This is a genomic window from Streptomyces sp. NPDC087263, assembly GCF_044744645.1.
In the GTDB taxonomy this organism is placed as follows: Bacteria; Actinomycetota; Actinomycetes; order Streptomycetales; family Streptomycetaceae; genus Streptomyces.
Genome location: NZ_JBIUYT010000007.1, coordinates 54,845 through 67,641, shown reverse-complemented (window position 1 = coordinate 67,641; position 12,797 = coordinate 54,845). Strand labels below are relative to the sequence as shown.

Sequence of the window (12,797 nt, the reverse complement as noted above, 5' to 3'; positions counted from 1 at the left end):
GCGGGTCCCAGGAGACGGGGGACGGGTCCGTCGGCCCGCATGGGTCTATCTCCTAGTCATACTCCTAGTCATACTCCTAGTCATACGGTGGTCATTGATCCGTCCGGCTTCCCGCTGTGACGGGATCGCGGGAACCGAGAGCGCTCTCACCCGGCGGCGGCGCGGCGGCTATTCTGATCCGCAACCGTCGAGGAGGTGCCCAGAGGTGACCGAGACAGCGTCCCGCCCCACGTTGGAGGCCGTGGCCGCGCGGGCCGGGGTCTCCCGGGCCACCGTGTCACGCGTCGTGAACGGGGGCGACGGGGTTCGCGAAACGCTCGTCGAGCGCGTCAAGCGAGCCGTGGAGGAACTGGGCTACGTCCCCAACCAGGCTGCGCGCAGTCTCGTCACCCGGCGCCATGACGCGGTGGCCGTCGTGATCGCCGAACCGGAGAGCAGGGTCTTCGCCGACCCCTTCTTCGGTCTCCAACTCCGCGGCATCAGCAAGGAGTTGACGGCGCACGATTCACAGCTCGTGCTGTTGCTCACGGAAGGCCGCGACGACCATGTGCGGGTCGGCCGCTATCTCGCCGGCGGCCACGTCGACGGCGCGCTCGTCTTCTCGCTGCACCTCGACGACCCGCTGCCCGGCCTGATCCACGGCGCGGGCGTCCCCACCGTCTTCGGCGGGCGCCCCGGCTGGGGCGACGGCCCGCGCAAGGCCGTGTCCGCCGTGTACGTCGACTCCGACAACCGGGGCGGCGCCCGCGAGGCCGTACGTCACCTCGTCGGACTCGGGCGTACCCGCATCGCCCACATCACCGGAGCCCTCGACCAGACGTCCGCGGTCGACCGGCTCGACGGGTTCCGGGACGTCATGGTCGACGGCGATCCGCGGCTCATCGCGGAGGGTGACTTCACTCCCGCGGGCGGCGAGCGCGCGATGCGGGAGCTTCTGGAGCGCCGCCCCGACATCGACGCGGTGTTCGTCGCGAACGATCTGTCGGCCTCCGGCGCGCTGCGCGTCCTGCGCGAGAACGGGCGGCGAGTGCCCGAGGACGTCGCCGTGATCGGCTTCGACGACATGCTGCCGCTCGCCGAGCAGACGGACCCGCCTCTCACGACGGTCCGTCAGGACATAGAGGAGATGGGCCGGTTGATGGCACGGCTGCTGCTGCGCGGCCTTGACCGCCGGGGCGGCGAGGAGGGCCTTGGCGGCGCGCCGTCCAGTGTGGTGCTGCCGACGACGCTGGTGCGGCGGGCCTCGGCGTAGGACGCGGCGGTTCTGCGGGAACCGGTGAGCGGTGACGGAGACGGAGACGGAGGCGGAGACCCACTGTGGCGTGGGGGGCCGGGACGGTCTTCTCGAACCTCGGTTTGACGACGTAGCCGTGGACGAAAGTGAAGGTGAAAGCGGCCGTCTCCGCCTCGATCCCGGTGGCACCTCCGGCGCGCACCCCGAACATCCGGGAAGATCTGGTCGCGACTCCCGCAGCGGTTGTCAGTGGGCGGTGCAAGACTCGGCGGTGCAGGCAATGTGACGCCTCAAAGGAGGGCATCATGCTCACCACCCGTTTTGTCACCGGCGCTCCGAACTGGATCGATCTCGGCACACCCGACATCGACGGCGCCACCTCCTTCTACGGAGGCCTCTTCGGCTGGCAGTTCCAGTCCGCGGGGCCCGACTCCGGCGGCTACGGCTTCTTCCAGCTCGCCGGAAAGACCGCCGCGGGCGGCATGCAGACCACTCCCGAGCAGGGCCCGCCCTCCTGGACCGTGTACTTCCAGACCCCCGACGCGGAGTCCACGGCCAAGGCGGCCGAGCACGCCAAGGGCTCCGTGCTGATGCAGCCCATGGACGTGATGGACGAGGGCCGTATGGCGATCCTCGGCGACGAGGCCGGGGTGCCCTTCGGTATCTGGCAGCCGGGCCGCCTCAAGGGTATCGACATGGCCGGCGACCCCGGCTCGCTGACCTGGGTCGAGCTCTACACCCGGGACATCCCCGCGGCTGCCGCGTTCTATTACACCGTGTTCGGCTGGGAGACCTCGGCCACGCCGTTCCCGGGCGGCACGTACACCTGTATCAACCCCGCGGGTGCCCAGGTGGAGGACATGTTCGGCGGTGTCGTCGCACTGGCCGACGACCCGGTCGAGGCCGGGTCGGGCGCGTACTGGCTGCCGTACTTCGAGGTCAGCGACGCCGACGCCACGGTCAGCAAGGCCCAGGTGCTGGGCGGCAAGGTCCGTATGCCGGCCACGGACGTGGCGGGCGTGGGCCGCATCGCCAAGCTCGCCGACCCGTACGGGGCACGCTTCGCGGTGATCAAGAGCGTGCCGCAGCAGAGCTGACGGCTGTCCCCAGGGCTTGGGGGCGGGCAGGCGCGATCGCCTGGAACAATCCGGCGATCGTGCCGCGCGCCGCCGTGCGGGCCGTGTGCCGAGGGGGCCATCATCACGGAGGTCGTGACGCCGGAAGGGGACCTGATGGCGCCGGATTGACACGGCGTTGATCGGCCATTGATCGAACGTTTTTCATCAGGCGGCACGATCTTCGCCATGCACACCGACACCGAAACGGACCCCGACACCTCGTCCGACATGGACTGGCAGGATCAGGCGCTGTGCGCGCAGACCGGGGCCGAGTTCTTCTTTCCCGAGCCGGGCAGCTCGGTCCGGGAGGCGAAGCGCATCTGCGGTATGTGCGCGATGCGCTCGGCCTGCCTCGACTACGCACTCAACAACGACGAGCGCTTCGGAGTCTGGGGCGGCCTCTCCGAGAAGGAACGGCTCAGCCTCCGGCGTATGGACCGGGAGTGACCCGCCTGCCGCTTCGACTCCGCGACGGCTCAGGCGAGTTCGCGCGGCCGACCCGAGCGGGCTGCTGAGGCGGCGGCTCACACTGGCCGGGCCTGCCCTCGACGGGAAGGCCTTGGCGGGGTGGGCGTACTCCGTCGCCCGTGAACGCGGCACCCCGTGGGCCGCCGTACGGCTCACCGATTCTTTCCTGCCCGCTGACAGCACTGCGCCGCCACCCGGTGGCCGGCGTGCGCGACGCGGCGTTGGACCAGGTGACGGCGTACGAGTGAGGCAACTCCACAGGTCCCCGGAGCTCGTCCGGAGGGCCGGGGGTCAGCCGGCGGCGCGGGCCGCCATGCGGGCCTTGCGGGCCGCGAGCTTCTCGTCGAACTTGGAGGCCTCCGCGTCGAGGCCGCCCATGTAGAGGCCGAGCTCCTCCTGGGCCTGGAGGCCGAGCGGGTCGAGGCCGTCGATGTCGAGGACCTTGAGGTGGCGCAGCACCGGCTGGAGCACGTCGTCGTGGTGGATGCGCATGTTGTAGACCTCGCCGATGGCCATCTGCGCGGCGGCACGCTCGAAGCCGGGCATGCCGTGGCCGGGCATCCGGAAGTTGACGACGACGTCACGCACTGCCTGCATGGTCAGGTCGGGGGCGAGCTCGAACGCGGCCTTCAGCAGGTTCCGGTAGAAGACCATGTGCAGGTTCTCGTCGGTCGCGATGCGGGCCAGCATGCGGTCGCAGACCGGGTCGCCCGACTGGTGGCCGGTGTTGCGGTGCGAGACACGGGTCGCCAGCTCCTGGAAGGCGACGTACGCGACGGAGTGCAGCATCGAGTGACGGTTGTCCGACTCGAAGCCCTCACTCATGTGCATCATGCGGAACGCTTCGAGCTGGTCGGGGTCGACGGCGCGCGAGGCGAGGAGGTAGTCGCGCATCACGATGCCGTGCCGGCCCTCCTCCGCGGTCCAGCGGTGCACCCAGGTGCCCCAGGCGCCGTCACGGCCGAAGAGCGAGGCGATCTCGTGGTGGTAGCTGGGGAGGTTGTCCTCGGTCAGCAGGTTGACGACGAGCGCGATGCGGCCGAGCTCGGTGACTTTGGACTGCTCCTTGCCCCAGGCCTCGCCGTCCTCGAAGAGGCCGGGGAAGTTGCGGGCGTCGCTCCACGGCACGTACTCGTGGGGCATCCAGTCCTTCGCCACTTTCAGGTGGCGGTTGAGCTCCGTCTCGACCACTTCCTCCAGCGCGAAAAGCAGCCGAGCGTCGGTCCAGTCGGAGGACGGGCTTGCGAGGTGGGGAGAGGTGATCGTCACAGGTGCTCCAGGGGGACGGGGCGGGAACGCGAATACTGAGAGGGGCGCAAGCGGGGACGCGAGCGGAGATGCAACCTACGGCATCGTAGGCTACGTATCCGTAGGTTACGAAACCGTAGGTTAAGCGCGGTGTAAAGACCCCCTGATCAGCAGGGGTGTCCCAGGTGGATCCAGTGCCTTCGGCAGTTGTCCGAACCCGCTCCGGAGGCCCAGGTCCCGGGGCCGAACGGGTGCCGTGATCACCCATTCAGACGTACAGCTCCCGAAGTCGGACCGAGAGGCATGTCACACAGCCTTCGAGCTTCTCGAACTCGCTGATGTCCACGAGGACGGGCTCATGGCCGAGGTCCGCGAACAGCTCGGCCGTCTTCGGGGCGCTCGCCGCCATCAGCAGTTTTCCGCCGCCGAGCAGGACGACGTGCGAGCCGGACTCCTCCGGCACGGGTAGGAAGCGCGGGAACAGCGACGGCGTGTCCACGTCCGGGAGGTGGCCGACCACCGTCCCGTCCGGCAGCGCCGTGACCGCGGACTTCAGGTGCAGGACCTTGCTCAGGGGTACGGCGACGACCTTGGCCCCGAGCGGTTCGAACGCCGCCCGCACCTGCTCGACCCCGGCCGCGTTGGTGCGTCCGCCCCGCCCCACGTACACGGTGTCGCCGACTTTCAGGATGTCACCGCCGTCCATCGTGCCCGGTTCCCAGACCCAGTTCACCGAGCAGCCCAGGCGCGCCACGGCCTCCTCGACCCCGGCGGTCTCGCCGCGCCGGGACTCGGCGCCGGGGCGGGCGATCAGCGCGACATTGCGGAAGACGACCACGGTGTCCTCGACGAACACCGAGTCCGGGCAGTCGTCCGCCGGATCCACCTCGACGGTCTCCCAGCCATGCGTACGCAGTGCCTCCGCGTACGCCTCCCACTGCTCGACCGCCAGGTCGACATCCACCGTCTGGCGCTCGACGTGGGTCACCAGCCCCTCGGCGAGGCGGGGGCTGGGCCGACGTATGAGAGCTTTCTGGCTGGGCACGTGCGGGTCTCCGAATCGGCAGGGGGCGTCGGCGCACATCATGCAGCGCCGATCCGCGCCGACAACAGCCCCCAGAGCCCGCGCGAGGCGGTCCCGGGGCCGCGCGAGGCGGTCCCTCCGACCGAAACTATGCGATTCGCCCTGCCTGGCGCTAGGAGGGATACCCGACAGCTTCCCGACCGATTTCTTTCAGTTCTCCTCCTTCCAAGAGCAATGTGCGCGTGATTCCGAGCGATTCCAGGAACGGCATGTCGTGGCTGGCGACGATCAGCGCTCCCTCGTACGACTCCAGCGCGGACGTGAGCTGCCGGACGCTCGCCATGTCGAGGTTGTTCGTCGGCTCGTCGAGCATCAGGAGCTGCGGCGCGGGCTCGGCCAGCATCAGCGCGGCGAGCGCCGCGCGGAAGCGTTCGCCGCCGGAGAGCGTCGCCGCGAGCTGGTCGGCCTTCGCCCCCTTGAACAGGAAGCGGGCCAGCCGCGCCCGGATCCGGTTGTTGGTGGCGGCGGGCGCGAAGCGGGCCACGTTCGCCACGACGCTCAGCTCGTCGTCGAGGACGTCGAGCCGCTGTGGCAGGAAGCGCATCGGCACATGGGCCCGCGCCTCACCGGACACGGCGTCCAGCTCCCCGGAGATTGTGCGCAGCAGCGTCGTCTTACCCGCGCCGTTGCGCCCGATCAGCGCGATCCGCTCGGGTCCGCGCAGGTCGAAGCCGCCGTCCACGCGCGCGCCGTACTTCAACTCCAGGTCCAGGAGGGTGAGTACGTTGCGGCCCGGCGGTACGGCCGTGTACGGCAGGTCGATACGGATCTCGTCGTCGTCCCGTACGGCGTCCACCGCGTCGTCGAGGCGTTCCTTGGCGTCGGCGAGCTTCTCCTCGTGCAGGATGCGGTACTTGCCGGCGGACACCTGCGCCGTGCGTTTGCGCACCCGCATGACAGCCCTCGGTTCGCGCTTCTGGTCGAACATCTTCTGCCCGTACCGCTTGCGTCGGGCCAAAGTGACCTGGGCGTCGACCAGTTCGCGCTTCTGCTTCTTCATGTCGGACTCGGCGACCCGCACCATGCGCTCGGCCGCGTCCTGCTCGACGGCGAGCGCCTCCTCGTACGCGGAGAAGTTGCCGCCGTACCAGGTGACCTCTCCCGAGCGCAGATCGGCGATCTGGTCGACCAGGTCGAGGAGTTCACGGTCGTGGCTGACCACGACCATGACGCCGGACCAGGCCTCGACGGCCGCGTAGAGCCGTCGGCGGGCGTACAGGTCGAGGTTGTTGGTCGGCTCGTCCAGCAGGAGTACGTCGGGGCGGAGCAGCAGCAGCGCGGCCAGACGCAGCAGCACCGACTCGCCGCCCGAGACCTCGCCGACGGTGCGGTCCAGGTCGATGTGGCCGAGCCCGAGTTCGCCGAGCGTCGCGAGCGTTCGCTCCTCGACGTCCCAGTCGTCCCCTACGACGTCGAAGTGCTCCTCGGTCGCGTCCCCCGCCTCGATGGCGTGCAGCGCGGCGCGGGTGGCGGCGACGCCGAGCGCCTCGTCGACACGCAGGCCGGTGTCAAGCGTGACGCTCTGCGGCAGGTAGCCGACCTCGCCCGCCAGTCGGACGGTGCCGTCGGCCGGCGTGAGTTCTCCGGCGATCAGCTTCAACAGGGTCGATTTTCCGGAGCCGTTGACGCCGACGAGCCCGGTCCTGCCGGGTCCGAAGGCGACCTGGAGGTCGTCGAAGACGGCGGTGCCGTCCGGCCAGGCGAAGGAGAGGGAGGTGCAGGTGATGGAGGTGGGGAAGGTAGACAAAATGGCCTCGCGGTTTGCCGGGTGCGGTCGGGGGCACGTGTGGGGGACACCGCGAGGTGGCGACGATCAAGGTACGAGGCAGATCAGGTCCGAGGACGGATCCGGTTCCGAAGGCGGATCCGATTCCGAGGGCAGCGAAAAGGCCCTGTACCGGAGGGACGGCTCGTACGCCGAGGTCGCACGCTGCGCACACGGAAGCCAGGACGTACTGGCTGTGTGTGACGCGGTGTCTCCGACCTCAGACGAGCAACGTCCTTCTCCATTCGACGGCAACAGGACCGCTTCACACGGTAGGAGCTGCCCTGATCCCTGTCAAAGGAATTAGCGTGGCCCTCAGACGACGCAAAGGAGACCCCGTGCCCGACGGCTCGCTCTCGCTGCCCGCCCGGCTCTACCTGCTCTCCTGGGACACCACGAGGCTCAAGGTCACCGGCGCGACCCATCTCCACCACCTGGTACGCGCCGGAGCACTCACGGAACTCGCGCAGCGCGGACTGCTCGCGGACGTGGAGGGCATCGCGACCCCTGTCGACCCCGACGCCCATACGGGGGACCTGGTCCTGGACGGGCTCCTGGAACTTGTCGAGGAGTCCCGGCCGCGGAAGTGGAAGGCCTGGGTGACGCTGCGGGCCCGCGTCACCCTGGACGCCGTACGCGCGCAGCTTGCGGCCGACGGATACCTGAGGGCGGAGAAGAAGCGGGTGCTCGGGCTGTTCCCGTCCGTGGAGTACGAGCTGGAGCGGGTGGCCGCCGTGGACGCACTGCGTGAGGACGCGCGGCAGGTGCTGCTCGGGCCCGTGCCCGTCGCCGACGTCTCCGACCGCGACGCGGCTCTCGTCGCCCTCGCGGCCGCGGCCGAACTGCGTACGCTCCTGCCGGGCAAGGACCGCAAACTCCACAAGGACCGCATCGAGGAGCTGACCGACCGCGGCGGCGCGGCGGCTCCGGCTCTGAAGAAGGTCATCCAGGAGGTACGTACCGCGGTCATCGTGGCGGTGACCACCGGGGCGGCGACGGGGGCGGCCGCGGGCGGCTGAGGGGCGCGGAGAAGACGAAGGGGGCCGCGGAACGGGCCCGCGCTCAACGTGAGGGCGGGACACCAGGGGCGCAGTCCATCGCGCGAGCCTCCGCGCGCGGAGGCGCCCGTACCAGCGCGGTATGGGCATCGCGCAGGTCGCGCACGCCGCGGTCTCTCGCGCCGCGCGGGAGCCGCAGGGCAGGGGAACCCACGACCGGGCGGCCGAAGGCGCGACCACGCCGAGTTCAACGCGCTGAAGAGTGGTGGTCGCCGAGGAGGGGCGGGGAGCCGCTCAGCAGGGGCCGCGCATGAGCTCCGCGAGGTCGTGGTCCAGGTCCACCTGGAGGTGCTCAAGCCCGGTGGGCACGAGTTCCGTCGTCCGCGACAGGAAGCTCCGCACCTCACCCGAGCGCACATGCACCACCGCGGTGCCCTCGGGGGCGTGGAATTCCAGAACGGTGCGGTCGTAGCCGTACGGCCGCACTCGTACGTCCCCACAGCCCACCTCGCCCTCCAGCCCGGACACGAGCAGCTCGCGGGCGAAGGTCCAGCACACCTCCACGCCTTCGAGCGTGGCGGGGGCGGGGAAGGTCATGCGGACGGCGAAGGGATCGCTTCGGTCGTAGTGGAGGGTTGCGGGAATACTCGGCATCCTCGGCGCGGCGGCGACGAGGCGGGCCTCTACGGGCTGCTCGATGACGATGGACAACGCCTTGCTCCCTTGTGACAGCTGAACGAACTCGGGTCGGATGAGGCCGGTCAATAGAAGAGACGAAGGAACAGGCCAATCCGTGCACATGAGACCTGAGTGACCTGTGTCACCGCTTTCATTCGCTGTGGTGATCCTTTTTCTCGTCCTGTGCTCTCCGGACAACCGAGAGGACACTCGGTGGGGGTCCCGGGGTTCCCGGAAGAGGCCATCTGGACGCCACTGGGGGAGTGGGCTAGCTTCGCCCGCCATGAGGGGCTTGGGAAAGACGCGACGCACGAGACGTACGAGCCGGATGGTCACCGTGGGGCTGTGCGCGGGAGCGCTCGCCGCCGCGCTGACAGCACCCGCACAGGCGCAGGGGGCGGCACAGGCACAAGGGACGGCACAGGTGGCGGCCAGGGCGCCCCATTGGGAGCTGAAGGACAGCGGCACGGACGTACGCTTCCGTGGACTGTCGGCCGTCAGCAGGAACACCGCCTGGGTGGCCGGTTCCGGTGGCACCGTGCTGCGTACCGGCGACGGTGGCGCGAGCTGGCGGAACGTCTCGCCACCCGGCGCCCAGGACCTGCAGTTCCGCGACATCGAGGCCTTCGACGCCAGGCGTGCCGTGGTCCTGGCCATCGGTGAGGGCGAGGCCTCCCGCGTGTTCAGGACCGAGGACGGCGGCGCGACCTGGACCGAGTCGTTCCGCAACACCGACGCCAGGGCTTTCTACGACTGCATCACCTTCTTCGACAGCCGCCACGGCCTGGCGATGAGCGACCCGGTGGACGGCAGGTTCCGCATCCTGTCCACCGGCGACGGCGGCCGCTCCTGGACGGTACTGCCCGACGAGGGCATGCCCGCGGCCCTGGCCGGCGAGGCGGGCTTCGCGGCGGGCGGGCAGTGTCTGGTGAGCTCGGGGCCGCGTGACGTGTGGCTGGCCACCGGTGGGGGCGCACGCGCGCGTGTGCTGCACTCCGCCGACCGGGGCCTGACCTGGACGGCCACCGACACACCCATACCGGCGGGCGACTCGGCACGCGGTGTCTTCGCCCTCGCCTTCCGGGACCGTACCCACGGCCTCGCGGTCGGTGGTGACTACAACCCCGACCAGCCCTCCCCGCAGGCGGCGGCGGTCACCCCCGACGGCGGCCGCACCTGGACGCCTACGGCACAGCCGCCGCCCGCGTACCGCTCCGGCGTCACGTGGTTCCCGCACAGCCGTACGTCCGCGCTCGCGGTGGGGCCGACCGGCACCGACCTGACGACCGACGGCGGCCGCACCTGGCACACGCTGGACACCGGCTCGTACGACACCGTGGACTGCGCCCCCGACCTCGGTTGCTGGGCGTCCGGCGAGAAGGGCCGGGTGGCACGCCTGGAGCGTTGACCTGTGCGGTGTCCGTCGGGAAGCGGGGTACCCGTGTCACGAACGGAAGTGACACGGACCCCCCCCGAAGCCCGAAAGCGAGTGATCAGAGATGCCACGCGGTTCGAGCCCCAAGCGGGAACGCCAGTACGAACACATCAAGGAGAGCGCCCGCGACCGGGGCGACAGCGAGAAGCGCGCAGAGGAGATCGCCGCCCGCACCGTCAACAAGGAACGCGCCCGCGCCGGCGAGTCGAAGACCGCGAGCCGGACTTCTGTCGAGGACATGTCGTCCGCCAAGCGCGGCGGTCAGCGCTCGCACAAGGGCGCCCAGGGGCCCACGTACGACCAGCTGTACGAGGAGGCCAGGCGGCGCGGCGTCCACGGCCGCTCGGACATGAACAAGCAGCAGCTGCGCCGCGCACTGGGCGACAAGGACTGACGGGGCGGTCGGACCGGACGTGTCCACGCCTGCCCGGTCGGGCCGTTTCCAGGAGGACTGACGGCGGCCCGACCGGACGTACTCACCCCCGGCCTGCCGACCCGCTCGCTCGCTCGTCGTACGCTCGTGCCCACCATGACGACCGTGAGGATCCCCGCGGGCTGGCCCGCCACCGAAGAGCAAGCACGCGCCGTGCAGGACGAGTTGCGGGGGCGGGTGGTCCTCGGAGACGCGGGACCGCCGCCCGGCACGGGCCGGGTGACGGGCGTCGACGTGGCGTACGACGACGCGCGGGACGTGGTCGTGGCCGCGGCCGTCGTGCTCGACGCGGCGACGCTGGACGTCGTCGCCGAGGCCACCGCCGTCGGCCAGGTCTCCTTCCCGTACGTTCCCGGGCTCCTCGCCTTCCGCGAGATCCCGACCGTCCTGGCCGCACTCGACGCCCTGCCCTGCGCACCGGGACTCGTCGTCTGCGACGGCTACGGTCTGGCCCACCCGCGCCGCTTCGGCCTCGCCAGCCACCTCGGCGTGCTGACCGGGCTGCCCACGATCGGCGTCGCCAAGAACCCCTTCACCTTCGGTTACGAGGAGCCCGGCGCCCGGCGCGGCAGCGCGTCCCCGCTCGTCGCGGGCGGGGACGAGGTGGGCCGTGCGCTGCGCACCCAGGACGGCGTGAAGCCGGTGTTCGTGTCCGTCGGCCACCGGGTGAGCCTCGACAACGCGTGCGCGCACACGCTCGCGCTCACCCCGAAGTACCGCCTCCCGGAGTCCACTCGACGCGCGGACTCCCTCTGTAGACGAGCCCTCCAAGAGGCAACTGCCTGAGAGCTGCTTACCGATGACTGAGTACGTCTCCTGAGTACGAGTACGGATGTGGGCGCACCGTCACGATCGGCAGGCTGGGCACCATGACGACGCACCGCGCCCCGAAGCCCGCAGCCAACCCCACCCAGTCCGTCGAGCGCGCCGTGCTGGCCGCGCTGTTCCTCGCGGTGATCGCCGGGGTCGCCTGGATAGGCGGGATGGTCTACACGGTCACCGAGTGGACGTTCTGAGCCCCTGGAAGGTCCGCTACAGGGCGGCCGCCACCCGGAAGGTGATCCCCGCCCCTCGGAGCCGCGCCGTCAGCGCGTCCCCCATCGCCATCGCCGTCGTGACCTGCCCTGTCGTCTCCGGCAGCTCGTCGAAGGCCAGCGACAACGCGGACTCCGCGAACATCTTGGCGGTCTCGCCGTAGCCGGGGTCGCCACCCGCGACCTCCGTGAAGACGCGGCGCCCGCCGCCCTCGCCCACGAACCGCACCGAGAACCAGCTCTTCGCGCGCACCGCCGCGCTCGGTCCCTCCCCGGGCTTGAACCGGTCGGACAGCCAGCGGCGGGCGGGCGGCAGCTGGGCTGCCGCGAAGAGCGCACCCGTCGCGGCGACGCCGCCCAGCGCGATGGGCAGCCGTTCGACGGCCGCGTAGTGGCGGTAGCGGAAGTCGGGCCCGTACCGCTCCAGGGCCCGTGCGGACCGCCGCACCACCTGAGGGTCGATCGTGGGGAGCGGCAGGGCCCACGCCCCGATCTCCTTGGCGAACCGCGGAGCGCTCGGGGGTGCCGCCGCCCGCCGTCCCACCAGCCGAGGCTCGTGCCGCCCGCGGTCGCGGGCCGCGGCCCGCAGCTGCCGTCCGCGCGAGAACTGGCCGAGCGCCGAGGCGAACGTGCCGCCCGAGAACATCGCCTGGGCGCGCACGAACCCGTCCACCCGCAACGGAACGCCCTCCGGAAGCTGTTGCACGGTGAAGTACGCACCCAGGTCGTGCGGAATCGAGTCGAAACCGCAGGCGTGCACGAGCCGCGCGCCGGTCTCCCGCGCGCGCGTGTCGTGCCGGACGTACGTCAGGTCGACGAACTCGGGCTCACCGGAGAGGTCTACGTAGTCCGTACCGGCGTCGGCGCAGGCGGCCACCAGTTCCTCGCCGTAGGTGACGTACGGTCCGACCGTCGTGGCGACCACGCGCGCGTGGCGGGCGAGTTCACGCAGCGACTCCGGGTCGGACACGTCCGCGCGAAGGACGTCCGGGGCGTCGGGGACTCCCGAAGCACCGGGCGCGTCTTGTACCTCGGCAGTGCCGGCCAGCCGCTCCCGCAGCCGGTCCAGTTTCTCCTGGCTCCGCCCCGCGATCGCCCACCGCAGCCCCTTGGGCGCGTGCGAGGCGAGGTATTCCGCGGTGAGTTCCCCGACGAACCCCGTGGCTCCGAAGAGCACGATGTCGTACGCGCGATCCGCGCGATCCGTCCCGTTCGGCCTGCTCATGACACTCCTGCTCCTGGACCGCGCAGCCGTGCGCGAAGCGCCGTTGTCGGTGGCTGAGGCTAGCGTGATGTACGAGC

The 12,797-nt window shown here is 70.6% G+C and carries 14 protein-coding genes; 9 read left to right on the top strand and 5 right to left on the bottom strand.

Annotation, left to right across the window (positions count from 1 at the left end):
- Positions 1-205 precede the first annotated feature (205 nt).
- The 4 genes from ACIPC1_RS23010 to ACIPC1_RS22995 all read left to right on the top strand — a co-directional run bounded on the left by ACIPC1_RS23010 (position 206) and on the right by ACIPC1_RS22995 (position 3,068).
- Positions 206-1,252 (top strand): LacI family DNA-binding transcriptional regulator, encoded by a 1,047-nt coding sequence (locus tag ACIPC1_RS23010; RefSeq protein ID WP_402519745.1) that lies wholly within the window; start codon positions 206-208, stop codon positions 1,250-1,252.
- A 287-nt stretch (positions 1,253-1,539) separates the two neighbouring features.
- Positions 1,540-2,331 carry a VOC family protein gene (locus tag ACIPC1_RS23005; RefSeq protein WP_402519742.1) on the top strand — a complete coding sequence of 264 codons (792 nt, stop codon included), beginning with the start codon at positions 1,540-1,542 and terminating at the stop codon, positions 2,329-2,331.
- A gap of 207 nt (positions 2,332-2,538) precedes the next feature.
- A complete protein-coding gene (locus tag ACIPC1_RS23000) occupies positions 2,539-2,799 on the top strand; it encodes a WhiB family transcriptional regulator (RefSeq protein WP_402519740.1) in 261 nt (86 codons plus the stop codon).
- Positions 2,800-2,939: 140 nt separating this feature from the next.
- Positions 2,940-3,068: a hypothetical protein gene (locus ACIPC1_RS22995; RefSeq protein WP_402519737.1), complete on the top strand. Its 129-nt coding sequence runs from the start codon at positions 2,940-2,942 to the stop codon at positions 3,066-3,068.
- Between the two features lie 43 nt (positions 3,069-3,111).
- On the opposite strand, the gene ACIPC1_RS22990 is transcribed toward ACIPC1_RS22995, so the two are convergent.
- The 3 genes from ACIPC1_RS22990 to ACIPC1_RS22980 form a co-directional block, all read right to left on the bottom strand.
- The gene (locus tag ACIPC1_RS22990; RefSeq protein WP_402519735.1) at positions 3,112-4,089 is read right to left on the bottom strand and encodes an acyl-ACP desaturase; all 978 of its coding nucleotides are present in this window, start codon (positions 4,087-4,089) and stop codon (positions 3,112-3,114) included.
- Between the two features lie 247 nt (positions 4,090-4,336).
- Positions 4,337-5,113, bottom strand: a complete 777-nt coding sequence (gene ddaH, locus ACIPC1_RS22985) for a dimethylargininase (protein WP_402519732.1) — start codon at positions 5,111-5,113, stop codon at positions 4,337-4,339.
- Between the two features lie 151 nt (positions 5,114-5,264).
- A complete protein-coding gene (locus tag ACIPC1_RS22980; protein ID WP_402519729.1) occupies positions 5,265-6,899 on the bottom strand; it encodes an ABC-F family ATP-binding cassette domain-containing protein in 1,635 nt (544 codons plus the stop codon).
- 356 nt (positions 6,900-7,255) lie between these two features.
- Here ACIPC1_RS22980 and ACIPC1_RS22975 point away from each other — a divergent pair, with 356 nt between their 5' ends.
- The gene (locus ACIPC1_RS22975) at positions 7,256-7,936 is read left to right on the top strand and encodes a GPP34 family phosphoprotein (protein WP_402519726.1); all 681 of its coding nucleotides are present in this window, start codon (positions 7,256-7,258) and stop codon (positions 7,934-7,936) included.
- 273 nt (positions 7,937-8,209) lie between these two features.
- Here the strand turns inward: ACIPC1_RS22975 and ACIPC1_RS22970 are convergent, their stop codons facing one another.
- Positions 8,210-8,626, bottom strand: coding sequence for an SsgA family sporulation/cell division regulator (locus tag ACIPC1_RS22970; RefSeq protein WP_402519724.1), 417 nt, complete (start codon positions 8,624-8,626; stop codon positions 8,210-8,212).
- Positions 8,627-8,876: 250 nt separating this feature from the next.
- Between ACIPC1_RS22970 and ACIPC1_RS22965 the strand changes: the two genes are divergently transcribed.
- The 4 genes from ACIPC1_RS22965 to mmpA all read left to right on the top strand — a co-directional run bounded on the left by ACIPC1_RS22965 (position 8,877) and on the right by mmpA (position 11,477).
- Positions 8,877-10,001: a WD40/YVTN/BNR-like repeat-containing protein gene (locus ACIPC1_RS22965; RefSeq protein WP_402519721.1), complete on the top strand. Its 1,125-nt coding sequence runs from the start codon at positions 8,877-8,879 to the stop codon at positions 9,999-10,001.
- Between the two features lie 91 nt (positions 10,002-10,092).
- On the top strand, positions 10,093-10,422 hold the full coding sequence (locus tag ACIPC1_RS22960) for a plasmid stabilization protein (protein ID WP_402519719.1): 330 nt from the start codon (positions 10,093-10,095) through the stop codon (positions 10,420-10,422).
- Between the two features lie 135 nt (positions 10,423-10,557).
- Positions 10,558-11,247, top strand: coding sequence for an endonuclease V (locus ACIPC1_RS22955; protein ID WP_402519717.1), 690 nt, complete (start codon positions 10,558-10,560; stop codon positions 11,245-11,247).
- Between the two features lie 83 nt (positions 11,248-11,330).
- The gene (mmpA, locus tag ACIPC1_RS22950) at positions 11,331-11,477 is read left to right on the top strand and encodes a morphogenic membrane protein MmpA (protein ID WP_402519714.1); all 147 of its coding nucleotides are present in this window, start codon (positions 11,331-11,333) and stop codon (positions 11,475-11,477) included.
- A 16-nt stretch (positions 11,478-11,493) separates the two neighbouring features.
- Here the strand turns inward: mmpA and ACIPC1_RS22945 are convergent, their stop codons facing one another.
- Positions 11,494-12,720 (bottom strand): saccharopine dehydrogenase family protein, encoded by a 1,227-nt coding sequence (locus tag ACIPC1_RS22945; RefSeq protein WP_402519711.1) that lies wholly within the window; start codon positions 12,718-12,720, stop codon positions 11,494-11,496.
- Between the last annotated feature and the right edge of the window lie 77 nt (positions 12,721-12,797).

Excerpts from the sequence above, each read along its gene's own strand:
- ACIPC1_RS22955 (WP_402519717.1), top strand. The coding sequence starts at position 10,558 with ATGACGACCGTGAGGATCCCCGCGGGCTGGCCCGCCACCGAAGAGCAA.
- ACIPC1_RS23000 (WP_402519740.1), top strand. The coding sequence starts at position 2,539 with ATGCACACCGACACCGAAACGGACCCCGACACCTCGTCCGACATGGAC.
- ACIPC1_RS22945 (WP_402519711.1), bottom strand. The coding sequence starts at position 12,720 with ATGAGCAGGCCGAACGGGACGGATCGCGCGGATCGCGCGTACGACATC.
- mmpA (WP_402519714.1), top strand. The coding sequence starts at position 11,331 with ATGACGACGCACCGCGCCCCGAAGCCCGCAGCCAACCCCACCCAGTCC.
- ACIPC1_RS22960 (WP_402519719.1), top strand. The coding sequence starts at position 10,093 with ATGCCACGCGGTTCGAGCCCCAAGCGGGAACGCCAGTACGAACACATC.
- ACIPC1_RS23005 (WP_402519742.1), top strand. The coding sequence starts at position 1,540 with ATGCTCACCACCCGTTTTGTCACCGGCGCTCCGAACTGGATCGATCTC.
- ACIPC1_RS22965 (WP_402519721.1), top strand. The coding sequence starts at position 8,877 with ATGAGGGGCTTGGGAAAGACGCGACGCACGAGACGTACGAGCCGGATG.